Annotated in this window: 15 protein-coding genes; 8 read left to right on the top strand and 7 right to left on the bottom strand. The window is 72.8% G+C overall.

Features of this window, described 5'->3' with window-relative positions; genetic code table 11:
- Positions 1-3 precede the first annotated feature (3 nt).
- Genes ACZ7GZ_RS18745 through ACZ7GZ_RS18735 form a run of 3 tightly spaced genes read left to right on the top strand, consistent with a single transcriptional unit; the run spans position 4 to position 3,055 of the window.
- Entirely contained in the window at positions 4-804 is an 801-nt protein-coding gene (locus ACZ7GZ_RS18745; protein WP_471025303.1) for an alpha/beta fold hydrolase, read from the top strand.
- Entirely contained in the window at positions 801-1,982 is a 1,182-nt protein-coding gene (locus tag ACZ7GZ_RS18740; RefSeq protein ID WP_471025301.1) for a glycosyltransferase, read from the top strand. Before ACZ7GZ_RS18745 ends, ACZ7GZ_RS18740 begins: the two co-directional genes overlap by 4 nt.
- Positions 1,979-3,055: a class I SAM-dependent methyltransferase gene (locus tag ACZ7GZ_RS18735; RefSeq protein WP_471025300.1), complete on the top strand. Its 1,077-nt coding sequence runs from the start codon at positions 1,979-1,981 to the stop codon at positions 3,053-3,055. The genes ACZ7GZ_RS18740 and ACZ7GZ_RS18735 overlap by 4 nt, the downstream gene beginning before the upstream one ends.
- 7 nt (positions 3,056-3,062) lie before the next feature.
- Here the strand turns inward: ACZ7GZ_RS18735 and ACZ7GZ_RS18730 are convergent, their stop codons facing one another.
- Positions 3,063-4,142 (bottom strand): lysylphosphatidylglycerol synthase transmembrane domain-containing protein, encoded by a 1,080-nt coding sequence (locus ACZ7GZ_RS18730; RefSeq protein ID WP_471025298.1) that lies wholly within the window; start codon positions 4,140-4,142, stop codon positions 3,063-3,065.
- A gap of 249 nt (positions 4,143-4,391) precedes the next feature.
- On the opposite strand from ACZ7GZ_RS18730, the gene ACZ7GZ_RS18725 reads away from it, so the two are divergent.
- The gene (locus ACZ7GZ_RS18725; protein ID WP_471025296.1) at positions 4,392-5,036 is read left to right on the top strand and encodes a DedA family protein; all 645 of its coding nucleotides are present in this window, start codon (positions 4,392-4,394) and stop codon (positions 5,034-5,036) included.
- An 18-nt stretch (positions 5,037-5,054) separates the two neighbouring features.
- Here ACZ7GZ_RS18725 and ACZ7GZ_RS18720 read toward each other — a convergent pair whose 3' ends face one another.
- Positions 5,055-5,582 (bottom strand): gamma carbonic anhydrase family protein, encoded by a 528-nt coding sequence (locus ACZ7GZ_RS18720; protein WP_471025294.1) that lies wholly within the window; start codon positions 5,580-5,582, stop codon positions 5,055-5,057.
- A gap of 109 nt (positions 5,583-5,691) precedes the next feature.
- Between ACZ7GZ_RS18720 and ACZ7GZ_RS18715 the strand changes: the two genes are divergently transcribed.
- Positions 5,692-6,456, top strand: coding sequence for an acyltransferase (locus ACZ7GZ_RS18715; RefSeq protein WP_471025292.1), 765 nt, complete (start codon positions 5,692-5,694; stop codon positions 6,454-6,456).
- A 1-nt stretch (position 6,457) separates the two neighbouring features.
- Here the strand turns inward: ACZ7GZ_RS18715 and ACZ7GZ_RS18710 are convergent, their stop codons facing one another.
- The gene (locus tag ACZ7GZ_RS18710; protein WP_471025290.1) at positions 6,458-7,315 is read right to left on the bottom strand and encodes a DMT family transporter; all 858 of its coding nucleotides are present in this window, start codon (positions 7,313-7,315) and stop codon (positions 6,458-6,460) included.
- Positions 7,316-7,422: 107 nt separating this feature from the next.
- On the opposite strand from ACZ7GZ_RS18710, the gene ACZ7GZ_RS18705 reads away from it, so the two are divergent.
- Entirely contained in the window at positions 7,423-7,995 is a 573-nt protein-coding gene (locus ACZ7GZ_RS18705; protein WP_471025288.1) for a helix-turn-helix domain-containing protein, read from the top strand.
- Positions 7,996-8,038: 43 nt separating this feature from the next.
- Positions 8,039-8,599 carry a YbaK/EbsC family protein gene (locus ACZ7GZ_RS18700; RefSeq protein WP_471025286.1) on the top strand — a complete coding sequence of 187 codons (561 nt, stop codon included), beginning with the start codon at positions 8,039-8,041 and terminating at the stop codon, positions 8,597-8,599.
- Positions 8,600-8,691: 92 nt separating this feature from the next.
- Here ACZ7GZ_RS18700 and ACZ7GZ_RS18695 read toward each other — a convergent pair whose 3' ends face one another.
- On the bottom strand, positions 8,692-9,900 hold the full coding sequence (locus tag ACZ7GZ_RS18695; RefSeq protein ID WP_471025284.1) for a cation diffusion facilitator family transporter: 1,209 nt from the start codon (positions 9,898-9,900) through the stop codon (positions 8,692-8,694).
- 58 nt (positions 9,901-9,958) lie between these two features.
- Here ACZ7GZ_RS18695 and ACZ7GZ_RS18690 point away from each other — a divergent pair, with 58 nt between their 5' ends.
- A complete protein-coding gene (locus tag ACZ7GZ_RS18690) occupies positions 9,959-10,321 on the top strand; it encodes an ArsR/SmtB family transcription factor (RefSeq protein WP_471025283.1) in 363 nt (120 codons plus the stop codon).
- On the opposite strand, the gene ACZ7GZ_RS18685 is transcribed toward ACZ7GZ_RS18690, so the two are convergent.
- The 3 genes from ACZ7GZ_RS18685 to ACZ7GZ_RS18675 form a co-directional block, all read right to left on the bottom strand.
- Positions 10,315-11,538: a 4-hydroxybenzoate 3-monooxygenase gene (locus ACZ7GZ_RS18685; protein WP_471025281.1), complete on the bottom strand. Its 1,224-nt coding sequence runs from the start codon at positions 11,536-11,538 to the stop codon at positions 10,315-10,317. The two genes, ACZ7GZ_RS18690 and ACZ7GZ_RS18685, sit on opposite strands and share 7 nt — an antisense overlap.
- A 65-nt stretch (positions 11,539-11,603) precedes the next feature.
- Complete coding sequence (locus ACZ7GZ_RS18680; RefSeq protein WP_471025279.1) at positions 11,604-13,244, bottom strand: APC family permease; 1,641 nt, start codon at positions 13,242-13,244, stop codon at positions 11,604-11,606.
- 216 nt (positions 13,245-13,460) lie between these two features.
- Positions 13,461-13,868, bottom strand: a complete 408-nt coding sequence (locus ACZ7GZ_RS18675) for a CoA-binding protein (protein WP_471025277.1) — start codon at positions 13,866-13,868, stop codon at positions 13,461-13,463.
- Positions 13,869-13,873: the final 5 nt, after the last annotated feature.

Below are 13,873 nucleotides of genomic sequence, written 5' to 3'. Positions count from 1 at the left end.
GACATGGCGATGGTCGACGCCGACGGCATCCGGCTGCACGTCCAGCGCATGGCCCCGGCCGCCGACAGCACCCCGCACGGCACGGTCGTCCTGGTGCACGGCCTGCTCACCGACAGCCTGGCCAGCTACTACTTCACCGTCGCACCCGCCTTCGCCGCGGCCGGACTCGACGTCGTCATGTACGACCTGCGCGGGCACGGCCGCAGCGAGCGCCCGCCGCACGGCTACACCCTCGACCACAACATCGACGACCTGGAGGCGCTCCTCGACCGGCTGGCCGTCACCGGGCCCGTCCACCTCGTCGGCAACTCCTACGGCGGGACCATCGCCTTCGGCTTCGCCGCCCGGCACCCCGAGCGCGCGGCCAGCCTGACGCTGATCGAGTCCGAGCCCGCGACCGCCGCGTGGGCGGCGAAACTCGGCCGCATCCTCGACCGGGTCATGACCGAACTCGCGCACAACGAGCCCGACGCCGTCGCCTGGATCACCGCCCACCGGGGCCACAACACGGCCCGGCTGGCCAAGGGCGCGGCCCGGCTCGCCCGCGAGACCACCCTCGGCCGGGACATCCCCGCCAGCCGCGTGCTGACCGAGGACGCCGTCAGAGCCGTACGCTGCCCGGTCCTCGGCGTGTACGGCGGGGAGTCGGACCTCGCCGCCCTGGTGCCGCTGAAGCAGGCGCTGCTGACGGACTACCGGGCGGTCGTACTGCCCGGGCACGAGCACTCGGTGCTGGTCGAGGCGCCCGCGGCCGTCGGCGGACACATCCTGGAACTGATCCGCGCCGGGGCGGGTGTCCGATGAGTGCCTTCCTCTTCGTCGTGCCACCGCTGACCGGGCACGTCAACCCGGCCGTGGGCGTGGCCGCCCGGCTCGCCGGGCGCGGGCACCGGGTGGCCTGGGTGTGCCCCGACCCGGCGCTGGTGCGGCGGCTCGCGGGCCCGGACGCCGAGGTGTCCGGGTGCGCGGGCCCGGTGCCGGGCGCCGAGGGTGTCGTACGACCTGCGGACCTGCGGGGCGCGGAGGCGCTGAAGTTCCTGTGGGAGGGGTATCTGCTGCCGCTCGCCGACGCCATGGCGCCCGGTGTCCGTACGGCGGCCGAGGCGTTCCGGCCGGACGTGGTCGTGGCCGACCAACAGGCCTTCGCCGGTGCCCTGGTGGCCGAACGCCTGGGACTGCCGTGGGCCACCTCGGCCACCACCTCGGCCGAGTTCTCCGGCGCCTACGACGGCCTGCCGAAGGTCGCCGAGTGGCTGCGACACCGCCTCACCGAGCTGCGCGCCCGCATCGGCGACCCGTCCGGCACCGCCGATCCGCGGTCCTCGCCGCACCTCCTGCTGATCTTCAGCACACCCGAACTCATCGGTCCCCAGGCGCCGTTGGCGCCGCACATCCACTACGTCGGCCCCTCGCTCGCCGGCCGCCCGGCCGGCCCCGGCTTCCCCTGGGAACGGCTGGACCACGGCCGGTCGAAGGTCCTGGTGACCCTGGGCACGGCGAACGCCGACGCGGGCGACCGGTTCCTCGCCGAGTGCCTCACCGCCCTGCGGGAACGCGCCGACCGCGTACAGGCGGTGATCGCCGACCCGGGCGGCGCCCTCGCGGTGCCGCCCGACGACAAGGACGTCCTGGCACTGCCGTCCGTGCCCCAACTGCCCCTCCTGGAAAGGATGGACGCCGTCGTCTGCCACGCCGGGCACAACACCGTGTGCGAGGCCCTGTGGCACGGCGTCCCGCTCCTCGTCGCACCCATCCGCGACGACCAGCCCGTGGTGGCCGGACAGGTCGTGGACGCGGGCGCCGGCGTCCGCCTCCGCTTCGGCCGGGTCCGCGCGGACCGGCTGGGCGCCGCCCTCGACACCGTCCTCACCGACCCCGCCCACCGGGCCGCCGCCGCCCGGATCCGCACCGCGTTCCGCGCGGCGGGCGGCGCCCGGGCCGCGGCGGCCCACCTCGAACGACTCGCAGCGGAGGCCCGATGAGCGACCGCAACGACAGGCGTGCCCGCACGGCCCGCATCGCCGCCCTGCGCCCCGCCTACCAGCGGGACCTGGCCGCAGGAACCGACCGTTTCTTCGCACCCCGGCGCGCGACCTGCCCCTGGTGCGGCTCGGACCGGCTCGCCGCCCGCCTCCACACCACCGACCTGCTCCAGCACAAGCCCGGCCGCTTCACCCTCGACCACTGCGCCGACTGCGGCCACACCTTCCAGAACCCCCGACTGACCGAAGAAGGCCTGGAGTTCTACTACCGCGACTTCTACGACGGCCTCGGCGAACAGCGCATGAGCGGCACCTTCGGCGGCCGTACCGCCATGTACCGGGGCCGCGCCGAGGCGATGCTCCCGCACGACCCCGCCCCGAAGACATGGCTGGACGTCGGCACCGGACACGGCCACTTCTGCGCCACCGCCCGTACCGTCCTGCCCGACACCTCCTTCGACGGGCTCGACTTCACCGACGGCGTCGAACTCGCCGCCCGCGAAGGCCGCGTGGACCACGCCCACCACGGCGCCTTCCCCGCCCTCGCCCCCGAACTCGCCGCCCGCTACGACGTGGTGAGCATGTTCCACTACCTGGAGCACAGCACCGACCCGGACCGTGAACTCCGCGCCGCCCACGAGGCCGTACGCCCCGGCGGCCACCTGCTCATCGAGGTGCCGGACCCGCAGAGCCGTTACGCCCGGCTGCTCGGCCGCTGGTGGCTGCCCTGGCTGCAGCCGCAGCACCTGCACCTCATGCCCGTCGCTGGCCTCCGGCGGCGGCTGACCGAGCTGGGCTTCACGGTGGTCGCCGAACAGCACACCGAAGCGCACGACCCGGTCGACCTGCTCGCCGCCGTCTGGCTGGCCCTCGACCACACCGCTCCGCGCGAGGACGCCCCCTGGCTCCCCGAGCCGCCCGGCGCCCTGCGCCGGGCCGCGCGCACCACCCTCCTCCTCGCGGGGGTGCCCGCGCTCGTCACCGCGACCCTCCTCGACCGGTTCGCGCTACGGCCCCTCTCCCACCGCCTGGGCCTGTCCAACGCCTACCGCCTGGTGGCGCGCCGGGAGTGAGCGGAACTCACAGCACCCTCGCGCGGATGAGCGCGGACAGGGTCAGGCTGCCCGGCAGCAGCGGCACCCAGTCGGTCAGCACCCGATAGCCGATGACCGTCGCGGTGGCCGGCGCCGGTGCGGAGCCGAAGGTGACCAGCGTCCACACCAGCGCGGCGTCGACCGCGAGCCCGCCCGGTGCCGGAACCGCCCCGACGGCCGTGCCCGCCGCGAGGTAGGCGAGCACCACGTGCGCCCAGGGCAGCCCCAGTCCGAGCGCGGCACCGACACAGGCCAGGGTGGACCCCTGGACCAGCGGCATCGCGACCGCCCCGCCCCACAGCGCGACCACCCGGGACGGCCGGGTGTGCACCTCCCGGGCATCGGCGAGGGCGGAGCGCAGCAGCCCCGACACCGGCCGCCGGAGCGGCCGTACGACCGTCAGCAGCACCCCGGCCACCGCGACGACCCCGCCCGCGACGGCGGCGACCGGGACCAGCAGCCGCCCGTCCGGTACCAGCTCACCGAGGCGCCGCCAGGCCGGTGACGCCGCCAGGAACACCAGCAGCACCACCGTCTTCGCGCCGGACTTGGCCAGCGAGTACAGCCCGATCGACGCGGTGGCCCGGGCGGCCGGCACCCCGCGGCCCCGCAGGAAGCGCAGGGTGACGGCATGGGCGCCGAGCCCGCCCGGCAGCACGTGGTTGGCGGCACCGGCGGCGAACTGCGAAGCGAGCAGCAGACCCGGCGGCAGCCGGTCGGGCAGGGCACCCTGCCGCACACACGAGGCCGCCACGCAGTTCAGGCAGGTGAAACCGGCCCCGGCCAGCAGCCACCACGGGTCGGCCGCGAGGAGCCGCCGGACGCCCTCGTGCATCACCGGCCGGTTGGCGACGGCCCAGCCGGCGGCCAGCAGTACCGGAGCCAGGCACAGGACCAGCCGTATGTGCCGGCCCGCCAGGACGGAGGGGAGCCGGGCGGCGGGCTCCGGACCGGTGTCCGGCGGATCACCGGAGTCGGCGGACGCGGGCGCCGCCGTCCGGGAACCCGGCGGAGAGGCGAGCGAGGGGGACTCGGACACTGAGGGGGACTCGGACACTGAGGACACGGGGACGTCGTCCTTCCGCAGCGGGTCCCGCGGCGGGACCTGGGGGAGGCGGGCCGGGCGAGACAGCGGGGAGCCTTCCCCTCCCGTGTGACACCGGGATGTCCGAAAACCGAAGGAGTGAGGGCGGGACGGTGCCGCCGGGTAGTGCGCGCAAGCCGCCGTTCGCCGCCGACCAGGTAGCCTTCCCTTGGGGCGCGCTTTACATGCGGCGCCCCCGAAGCAAGGACGGCGACAGGGGAGGAACCGGCGGTGCACGTCCAGGAATGGCTCGACACGGTGCCCGCGGCCGCCGTCTACGCCGTGGTGGCCCTGGTGATCGGTCTGGAGAGCCTGGGCATCCCGCTGCCGGGCGAGATCGTGCTGGTCTCGGCGGCGCTCATGTCCTCACAGCACTCCGGCATCAATCCGGTCGTCCTCGGCGCCTGCGCGACCGCCGGCGCCGTGGTCGGCGACTCCATCGGCTACGCGATCGGCCGCAAGGGTGGCCGCCCGCTGCTCGCCTGGCTTGCCAAGAAGTTCCCGAGGCACTTCAGCGAGGGCCATGTGGCCACCGCCGAGCGGTCGTTCGAGAAGTGGGGCATGTGGGCCGTCTTCTTCGGCCGCTTCATCGCCCTGCTGCGTATCTTCGCGGGCCCGCTCGCGGGCGTCCTGCACATGCCGTACTGGAAGTTCCTGATCGCCAACGTCCTCGGCGGTGTCTGCTGGGCAGGCGGCACCACGGCCGTCATCTACTACGTGGGCATCGTCGCCGAGGACTGGCTGAAGAAGTTCTCGTACGTGGGGCTCGCAGCGGCGGTCCTGATCGGCCTGGCCTCCCTGCTCATCATCAAGCGCAAGGCGAAGAAGGCTCAGCCGGCGCAACGGGAGGCAGAGCCTGTGAGCGCCGGGGATTGAGGCGGCCCGCCGGACGGCCTAGCGATGGGCGTCCTTGTGGGCCTTCGCCAGCTCCGCGTACATCGTGCCGTTGAGGGTGACCCCCTGCCGCTCCTCCTCGCTCAACGCCCTCTTCACCTTCGCCGGCACGCCGGCCACCAGCGACCCCGCCGGCACCACCATCCCCTGCGGCACCAGAGCCTGAGCGGCCACCAGCGACCCCGCCCCGATCACGGCCCCGTTCAGCACGGTCGCCCCCATTCCGATCAGGCAGTCGTCCTCGACCGTCGCCCCGTGCACCACGGCGTTGTGCCCGACGGACACCCGCGCACCCACGCTCACGGGAAACCCGGGATCCGCGTGCAACGTGACGTTGTCCTGGACGTTCGCGTGCGCGCCCACGGTGATCTTCTCGACGTCCCCGCGCACCACCGCGCCGTACCAGACACTGGCCCCGGCGTGCAGCGTGACGTCGCCGATCACGGAGGCCGTAGGCGCCACGAACGCCTCCGGATCGATCTGCGGCTCCTTGCCCCCGATACCCACGATCAGCGCCTGCTGCGTCATCACCGTCTCCTCGTATCCGTAAGTACCCCGCACGGTACGACACGGTGTGGGGCAAAGATCACAGCAGCCCGCCCTCTCGCCGGAGACAACCGGTGAGTAACGTGACCCCGTGCCGAAGCGCAAGAACACGTTCTCATCCTGGCGACGCCGCGCGGCGCAACGCGTGGTCCACGCGGCCTGGGCCTGGGCGCAGCGCACGGGCTCCGTCACCGCCGACCACCCCGGCCGCCTGCACTTCGGCTCGATCGGCGAAGCCACCCGGCTCGCCTTCCCACTCGGCACCGTCTTCGGCGAACCCTGGATCCACCTCGGCTCCCACTGCATCATCGCCGAGCAGGTCACGCTGACCGCCGGCCTGATGCCCGACCTGGACCTCGGCCCGGATCCGATCCTGCGCATCGGCGACGGGGTGGTCCTCGGACGCGGCAGCCATGTCATCGCGGACACGACGGTCACCATCGGCAGCGACTGCTACTTCGGCCCGTACGTCTACGTCACCTCCACCAACCACTCCTACGACGACCCGCACCAGCCCATCGGCAGGCAGTGGCCGCGCATGGAGCCCGTGGAGATCGGCCCGGGCTGCTGGATCGGCACCGGCGCGGTGATCCTGCCGGGCGCGCGGATCGGCCGGAACGTGGTCGTCGCGGCCGGTGCCGTGGTCCGCGGCACGGTGCCCGATCACGCCGTGGTCGCCGGGGCTCCGGCCCGGGTCGTCCGGCGCTGGACACCCGAGCAGGGCTGGCAGCCGCCGCTCAGGACCCCGGCGCCGGTGCCGATCCCGGACGGGATGACACCGGAGCAGTTGCGCGCGCTGGCGGAACTGGACGAGGACGGGGTGGCCCGGCTCGCGGAACTGGAGACCGAGGGCTGACTCAGCCGGTGGCCAGCAGCAGCGTGCCGACCAGCGCCAGACCCGCGCCCGCCGCCTGGACGGCGCGCAGCCGCTCGCTGAGGAAGCCGCGCGCGGCCAGCGCGGTCACCACCGGATACAGCGAGGCGAGGACGGCCGCCACGGTGACCGGGCCGTGCTGGGCGGCGACGGCGTAGGTGCCGTTGGCGGCCACGTCGGCGAGCCCGACGAAGGCCAGCGCGGGCAGTGAGGCCCAGGGGAAGCCGTCCTCCGGCACCGCCCGGCCGCCGCGCCGGACGGAGACGGCGAGCGCGGCCCCGCCCACCGCGACGTTCGTCAGCCGCTGCGCGAACAGGGCGAGGAAGAGGCCGGTGACGTTCGTCGGGGCCTCCGTGATCAGGGCGAACACCGTGCCGAAGCCCAGTGCCGCGACCAGCGTGAGCAGGATCGTGCGCCGTTGTACGGCGGCGCCGCGCAGCTGCGGGCCGCCCGCGAGGACGACACCGGTGACGGCGACCGCGATGCCCGCGACCCGGAGCAGCCCGGGCCGCTCGCCGAGGACCAGCCCGACGCCCACCGGCACGGCCACGCTGAGCGTCGCGAGCGGCGAGACGACCCCCATGGGGCCGAGCGCGAGTGCCTGGTAGAAGGAGAGCAGGGCGACCGGTCCCACCAGGCCCGCGGCGAACGCGAACCACAGGCGGGGTCCGGCCTCGCCCCACGCGCCGGTCGCGGCGACGATCGCGCCCAGCACCGCCGCCGCGACGGCCTGCGAGACGACCACGACCGTCAGCGCGGGCGTACGCCGGGTCAGCAGCCCGCCGCCGAAGTCGGCCAGGCCCCACAGGAGGCTGGTGGTCAGGGCGAAGAACGCTGTCACGGCCAGCCTCGCAGTACAGTTCGGTGAACGATCAGGTGCACCACACCGTAGTTCAGTTCAGTGAACTCTGTCATCCCATATATTGAACCTCCATCGATGGACGTGATGTGTCGGACCTCGACCTGCTGACCCAGTCCCTGGCGCGCAATGTCAAGCACTGGCGCACGGTGCGCGGCTTCACCCTGGACGTGCTCGCCGCCCGGGCGGGGGTCAGCCGCGGCATGCTGATCCAGATCGAGCAGGCCCGGACGAACCCCAGCATCGGCACCGTCGTCAAGATCGGCGACGCGCTCGGCATCAGCATCACCACCCTGCTCGACTACGAGCAGGGCCCCACCGTCCGCATCGTCCCCGCCGAGCAGGCCGTACGGCTGTGGCACACCGACGCCGGCAGCTACAACCGCCTCCTCGCCGGCACGGAGGCACCCGGCCCGCTGGAGATGTGGGACTGGCGGTTGATGCCCGGCGAGCAGAGCCCCTCCGAGCCGCACCCGCCGGGCACCGTGGAGCTCGTCCACGTCACCACGGGCGAACTGACCCTGACCGTGGACGGCGTCAGGCACCTCGTGCCGACCGGCGCGAGCGCCACGTTCGAGGCGAGCACCTCGCACACGTACGGCAACGAGGGCGACGTCCCGATGGAGATGGTGATGGCCGTCTCGGTGCCGCCCGTGCGCTGAACCGCGCCGCGGGGGGCGGCCGGCGGGCTGTTACCGTGCGGCCATGCGCCCACCGATCGGAGACTTCGCCACCGCCACCCCCGCCCCGGACTGCCTTCGGGAGCTGACCGCCCCGGTCGCCGACGCCGTACGCCACTGGCAGGGCGCGGTCCCCGCCGACCGCATCCTCTACGTCGAGACCGACCCGCAGTGGGCGGACACCGCCGTCTTCGTCGAGCACTACGGCCGCGACCTGCTGGAGCAGTCGGCGAACTGCGTGGTCGTCGCGGGCAAGCGGAGCGGTGAGACCACCCTCGCCGCGTGCGTGGTGCTCTCCACCACCCGGGTCGACGTCAACGGAGTCGTCCGCCGCCGACTCGGCGCGCGCAGGACCTCCTTCGCCTCGGTGGAGACGGCCACCGGCGAGACCGGCATGGAGTACGGCGGCGGCATCACCCCGGTCGGACTGCCCGCCGGCTGGCCGGTGCTGCTCGACCCGGCCGTCGTCGACCTGCCCTACGTCCTCGTCGGCAGCGGACGCCGGCGCGGCAAACTGCTGGTCCCCGGCAAGGCCCTGGCGGAACTCCCGGGCGCCGTGGTGGTGGAGGGGCTCGGGGTCGCATGAGACCGGCGAACGGCAGATCCGTTCCCCGGGACCCGGAGAAAGCAGCAGGTCAGCCCATGCGGGAACGGCCTCGGCCGGAACAGGTCCGCCACTTACACGGCCAGGTGGTGGGCCAGGGCGAGATGCGGGTCCGTCTCGCCCGGTGCCGGTGCCGGGTCGGCGTGGACCAGGGCGGCCGTCAGTCTCGGTACGGCGTGCAGCAGGGCGTGTTCGGCCTCGACGGCGATCGCGTGCGCCTGCCGTAGCGTCGCCTCGCCGTCCACCACCACCGCGAGTTCGGCCCGCAGCCGGTGCCCGATCCAGCGCAGCCGCAGTTCACCCACCGCACGCACGCCCGGCACCGCCCGCACCGCCCGCTCCGCCCGGTCCACCAGCGCCGGGTCGACGGCGTCCAGCATCCGCCGGAACACCTCCCGCGCCGCGTCCCGCAGCACCAGCACGATCGCAGCCGTGATCGCCAACCCGACGGCCGGGTCGGCCAGGTGCACGCCGAGAGCCGACCCTCCGGCGCCCACCAGCACCGCCAGCGAGGTGAAACCGTCGGTACGGGCGTGCAGCCCGTCGGCGACGAGCGCGGCCGAGCCGATCTCCCGGCCCACCCGGATCCGGTACCGGGCCACCCATTCGTTGCCCGCGAACCCGACCAGAGCGGCCGCCGCGACCGCCGGCAGGTGCGTCACCGGGCGCGGATCGAGCAGCCGTCCCACGGCGGCCCAGGCGGCGAAGGCCGCCGAGGCGGCGATGGTCAACACGATCACCAGCCCCGCGAGATCCTCCGCGCGCCCGTAGCCGTAGGTGAACCGCCGGGTCGCCGCCCGCCGCCCCAGCACGAAGGCGATGCCGAGCGGGACGGCGGTCAGGGCGTCGGCGGCGTTGTGCACGCTGTCCCCGAGCAGCGCCACCGACCCGGACAGGGCCACCACGGCCGCCTGTGCCAGCGCGGTGACCCCGAGAACGGCCAGCGACACCCACAGCGCCCGCATCCCGTGCGCCGAGGCCTCCATGGCCGGGTCCAGCTTGTCGGCGGTGTCGTGGGAGTGCGGGGTGAGGAGATGCGCCAGCCGGTGCCGGAGACCGGGAGTGGGGGCGGCGCGGCCCTCGCGGCTGTGGCTGTGGCTGTGGCCGTGCGCCGGGGCGGAGCTTCCGGCGCCGCGCCGGCCGTGGGAGCGCCCGGCGTGCCCCGGCTCGCCGTGCCCGTGCGCGTGGTCGTCGTGTCCCGGCGCGCCGTGTGTGTGCACATGGGCCTGCCGGTCGGGCCCGCGCCCGCCGGGCCCGTGGTGATGAGGGTGCCGGTCGTTCACGTGGATCCCCTTCCGTGCGGGAGTGGACGGGTGGCGCCCACGGGACCATTATGTGCGTATGAGCGCACGCATGCACCTGTCACCTGCGCACCATGCGCATCCGCGCAGCCCGGGCGAGGAGCAGTTCGCGCTCGCCGCCGAGCTGATGGCCCTGCTCGGCGACCGCACCCGTCTCACCCTGCTGCACGCCCTGTCGGCCGGTGAGGCCGACGTCACGACGCTCACCGAGGCGTGCGGCGCGGCCCGTCCCGCCGTCAGCCAGCACCTGGCCCGGCTGCGGCTCGCGGGCCTGGTGAAGACCCGCAAGGAGGGCCGCCGGGTGATCTACTCACTCCCGCACGGACACCTGCGCCGACTGGTGGAGGAGGCCCTGAAGACGGCGGACCACCACCTCGCCGAAGGGCGCACCGGCAGTCAGTAGGCGGCTGCCGTGCCGAGGTACTGCTCGGCGAAGGCCGCCGCCGCGGCCGGCGAGGTGAACAGCCGGCGCAAGCGGGCCAGTGTGGTGCCGGCGCGGAACGGGTCGTCCGACGCGACGCCGTGGTAGATGTCCGACAGCCACTGTGAGAACTCCTGGTAGTCCCACACCCTGCGCAGGCAGGCCGCGGAGTAGCCCTCCAGGCCGCTGTCGTCCCCCTTCGTGATGTATGCCGCGAGCGCGTCGCCGAGCAGGAAGGCGTCGTGCAGGGCCAGGTTCATGCCCTTCGCGGCGATGGGCGCGACCAGGTGACCGGCGTCCCCGGCCAGGAACAGCCGCCCGTGGCGGAGCGGTTCGACGACGTAGTGGTGCATGTCCAGGACACGTCTCTCGATCAGCCGGCCCTCGGTGAGCGGGGGCGCCCCGGCCGCGCCGAGCCGCTCGCGCAGTTCGCTCCAGACCCTGTCGTGCGACCAGTTCCCGGGATCGTCGCCGGGCGGGCACTGGAGGTAGAACCGGGTCACCTCGGGGCTGCGGTGCATCTGCCCGGCGAAACCGCGCGGGTGGACGCCGAACAGGACGCAGTCCGTCGACGGCGGTACCTCCGCGAGCAGGGCCAGCCAGCCGATCCCGTCGTCCTGCCGGGCGATCCGCCTGTGCTCCGCGGGTATCGCGTCCCGCGTCACCCCGCGCGCCCCGTCGCAGCCCGCGACGAAGTCGCAGCGCAGCAGCCGCCGTTCACCCGTGCGAGGGCACCGGTACGACACCGCGGGCCGGTCCGAGTCCAGGTCGTGCAGCCGTACGTCACGCACCCCGAAACGGATGTCGCCGCCGCGTACGTCGGCGTACTCCCGCACGAGGTCCGTCACCAGCAGCGGCTGGGGGTAGACGTAGTGATGACCGCCCGTCAGGTCCGCGTAGCCGAAGGGGTACCGCTCGCCGCCGAAGCGGAACTCGCAGGCGCTGTGCAGCTCGGCCCGCTCGGGCAGCCGCCCGGCCAGTCCGCGCCGGCCGAGCTCGCGCACCGCCCACTCCTCGAGGACACCGGCCCGGGGTCGCGTCTCGATGAACTGCCTGCTCTCGGTCTCCAGGACGACACAGTCGACGGAGGCGTCCCGCAGGAGGGCGCCGACGGTGAGCCCGGCGGGCCCGGCGCCCACGACGACGACCGTACGGCGTTCCTCGGGCGCGGAGTTGAGATGGGGGGAAGCGGAGATCATCCCCGCATTATGACGGTGTCCCGTCAGCCACGGCTCTGCTGACGGGACACCTGCGGGGGAGTGGCTCAGTGAGCCGGGGCGTCGGTGACGACGACCTCGTCGATGTCGCGCTCGATCTGCTCGGTCTGGGAGGCGGTCGCCTTGGCCCAGTAGTAGATGCCGAGCGAGAACACCGCGACGACCAGGATGTCCCACCACAGCGGCAGGTCACCGGTACCACCGAAGGTGCTCAGGTAGGACATCACGCCGATGCCCGCCAGGTAGGGGAGCAGCCACTGAGCGGCCTTGAAGTCCAGCCGCGGCGCGTTGGGCAGGTTCTTGCGGATCGCGTACCAGGCGTACGAGCCGAGCAGCACGTAGCCGATCAGGATCGCGAAGCCCAGGCGCCACAGGGTGTCCCAGCCGGACCAGAAGATGATCAGGTTGGCGACCACGAAGGACAGCGGCGAGATGAACTTGCCGAAGGGCAGCCGGTACGGACGCTCGTGGTTCGGGAGGCGGTCCGAGAACACGCCGTAGGCCAGCGGGGCGCCCGCGTACATCAGCACGCTCGCCGAGGTGATGAAGCTGACCAGCGTCTGCCAGCTCGGGAACGGCAGGAAGCAGATCACACCGGTCACGAACGAGACGGCGAGACCGAACCACGGCACACCGCGCTTGTCCGTCTTGGCGAACACCTTCGGCGCGTAGCCGTTCTTGGCCAGGCCGTAGGAGATGCGGGAGGTCGCGGTGGTGTAGATCAGGCCGGTGCCTCCGGGAGAGATGATCGCGTCGGCGTACAGCACCCAGGCCAGCCAGCCCAGGCCGACCAGCGAGGCGAGACCCGCCCAGGGGCCGCTGATGCCGGCGTAGGCCAGGTTCGCCCAGCCCTTCGCGAAGGAGGCGTGCGGCAGGGCGGCGATGAACACGACCTGGAGCAGGACGTAGATCACGGCGCCGATCGCGACCGAACCGAGCGTCGCGCGCGGCAGGTCACGCTTCGGGTTGCGGCTCTCGCCGGCCAGCTGGATCGCCTGCTCGAAGCCGAGCAGCGCGAAGATGATGCCGCTGGAGCTGATCGCGGTGAGGACGCCCTTGGCGCCGAACGGCGCGAAGCCCTCGGAGGTGAAGTTGGCCGGGTGGAAGTTGCCGATGGCGATGATGAAGATCGCGGCGAGCGGGACGGCGATCTTCCACCAGGTGGCGGCGCTGTTGGTGTGGGCCAGGACGCGGACGCCGAGGAAGTTGACCGCGACGAACACGGCCATGAGGGCCACCGCGACGATGATGCCGCTGGCCGTGAGCGTGCCGTTGGTGTTCTGCAGCCCGTCGGCGAAGTGCCAGTGCTTGGCATAGCCGATCATGGCCTCGACCTCGATCGGCGCGACCGTCGCGGCCTGGAGCCAGGAGAACCAGCCGAAGGACATACCGGCCAGGCCGCCGAAGGCGTAGTGCGGGTAGCGCGCGGTGCCGCCCGCCACGGGGAACATACCGCCGAGTTCGGCGTGAACCAGCGCGAGGAGGACGATCGCCACCGCACCGATCACCCACGAGATGATCGCGGCGGGGCCCGCCGCCACGACCGCCTTCTCGGCCCCGAAGAGCCAGCCGGAGCCGATGATGGAGCCAACCGAGGCCCACATCAGACCGATGAGTCCGACGTCGCGGCGCAGACCACCACCGGTGTCGCTTGTGGCTACCGGTGCAGCCTGGTCGACATTCGCCATGTCAAGTGGCCTCTCAGATCGTAAACGCAGGATTAAACGAGCAAGGAGGCCACAGGCTAGGGAGACTTTCCGACTGAGCAAAAGAGTGTTAACCAAATTTTGACCTGGGATCTTAGCTGTCTTGGGCGCACGCTCGGTCACGGCCTTGTCACAGCTCAGAGGCCCACTACGAATGTCAATATTCAGAGACGAATTGTGAGTAGAAGGAGAGATTCGCTACTGCAGAAGGGGTATTTCGATCGCCGGGCAACGGTCCATGACCATGTCCACACCGGCCGCCCGGGTCCGCGCGTAGGCGTTCTCGTCCACGATGCCGAGCTGGAACCACACCGCACGCGCGCCCTTCGCCACGGCCTCGGCGGCCACCGCGCCGGCCAGCGCGCTGTTGACGAAGACGTCGACCACGTCGACGTCGAAGGGGATGTCCGCGAGGGAGGCGTACCCCTGCTCGCCGTGCACCGTCTCGGCTCGGGGGTGCACCGGCACGATCCGCTTGCCGAACCGCTGGAGCGCCTGTGCCACCCCGTACGCGGCCCTGCTCCGGTTGGCGGACAGGCCGACCACCGCCCAGGTGTCGCCCAGCTCGGTGAGAATCCTGCGGATCGTGGCTTCGTCGCCGTACACGGCCG

Source organism: Streptomyces sp. NPDC037288 (assembly GCF_055603265.1).
Note: the sequence above shows the minus strand (reverse complement) of the source record. Positions and strands in the feature narration are given on the sequence as shown.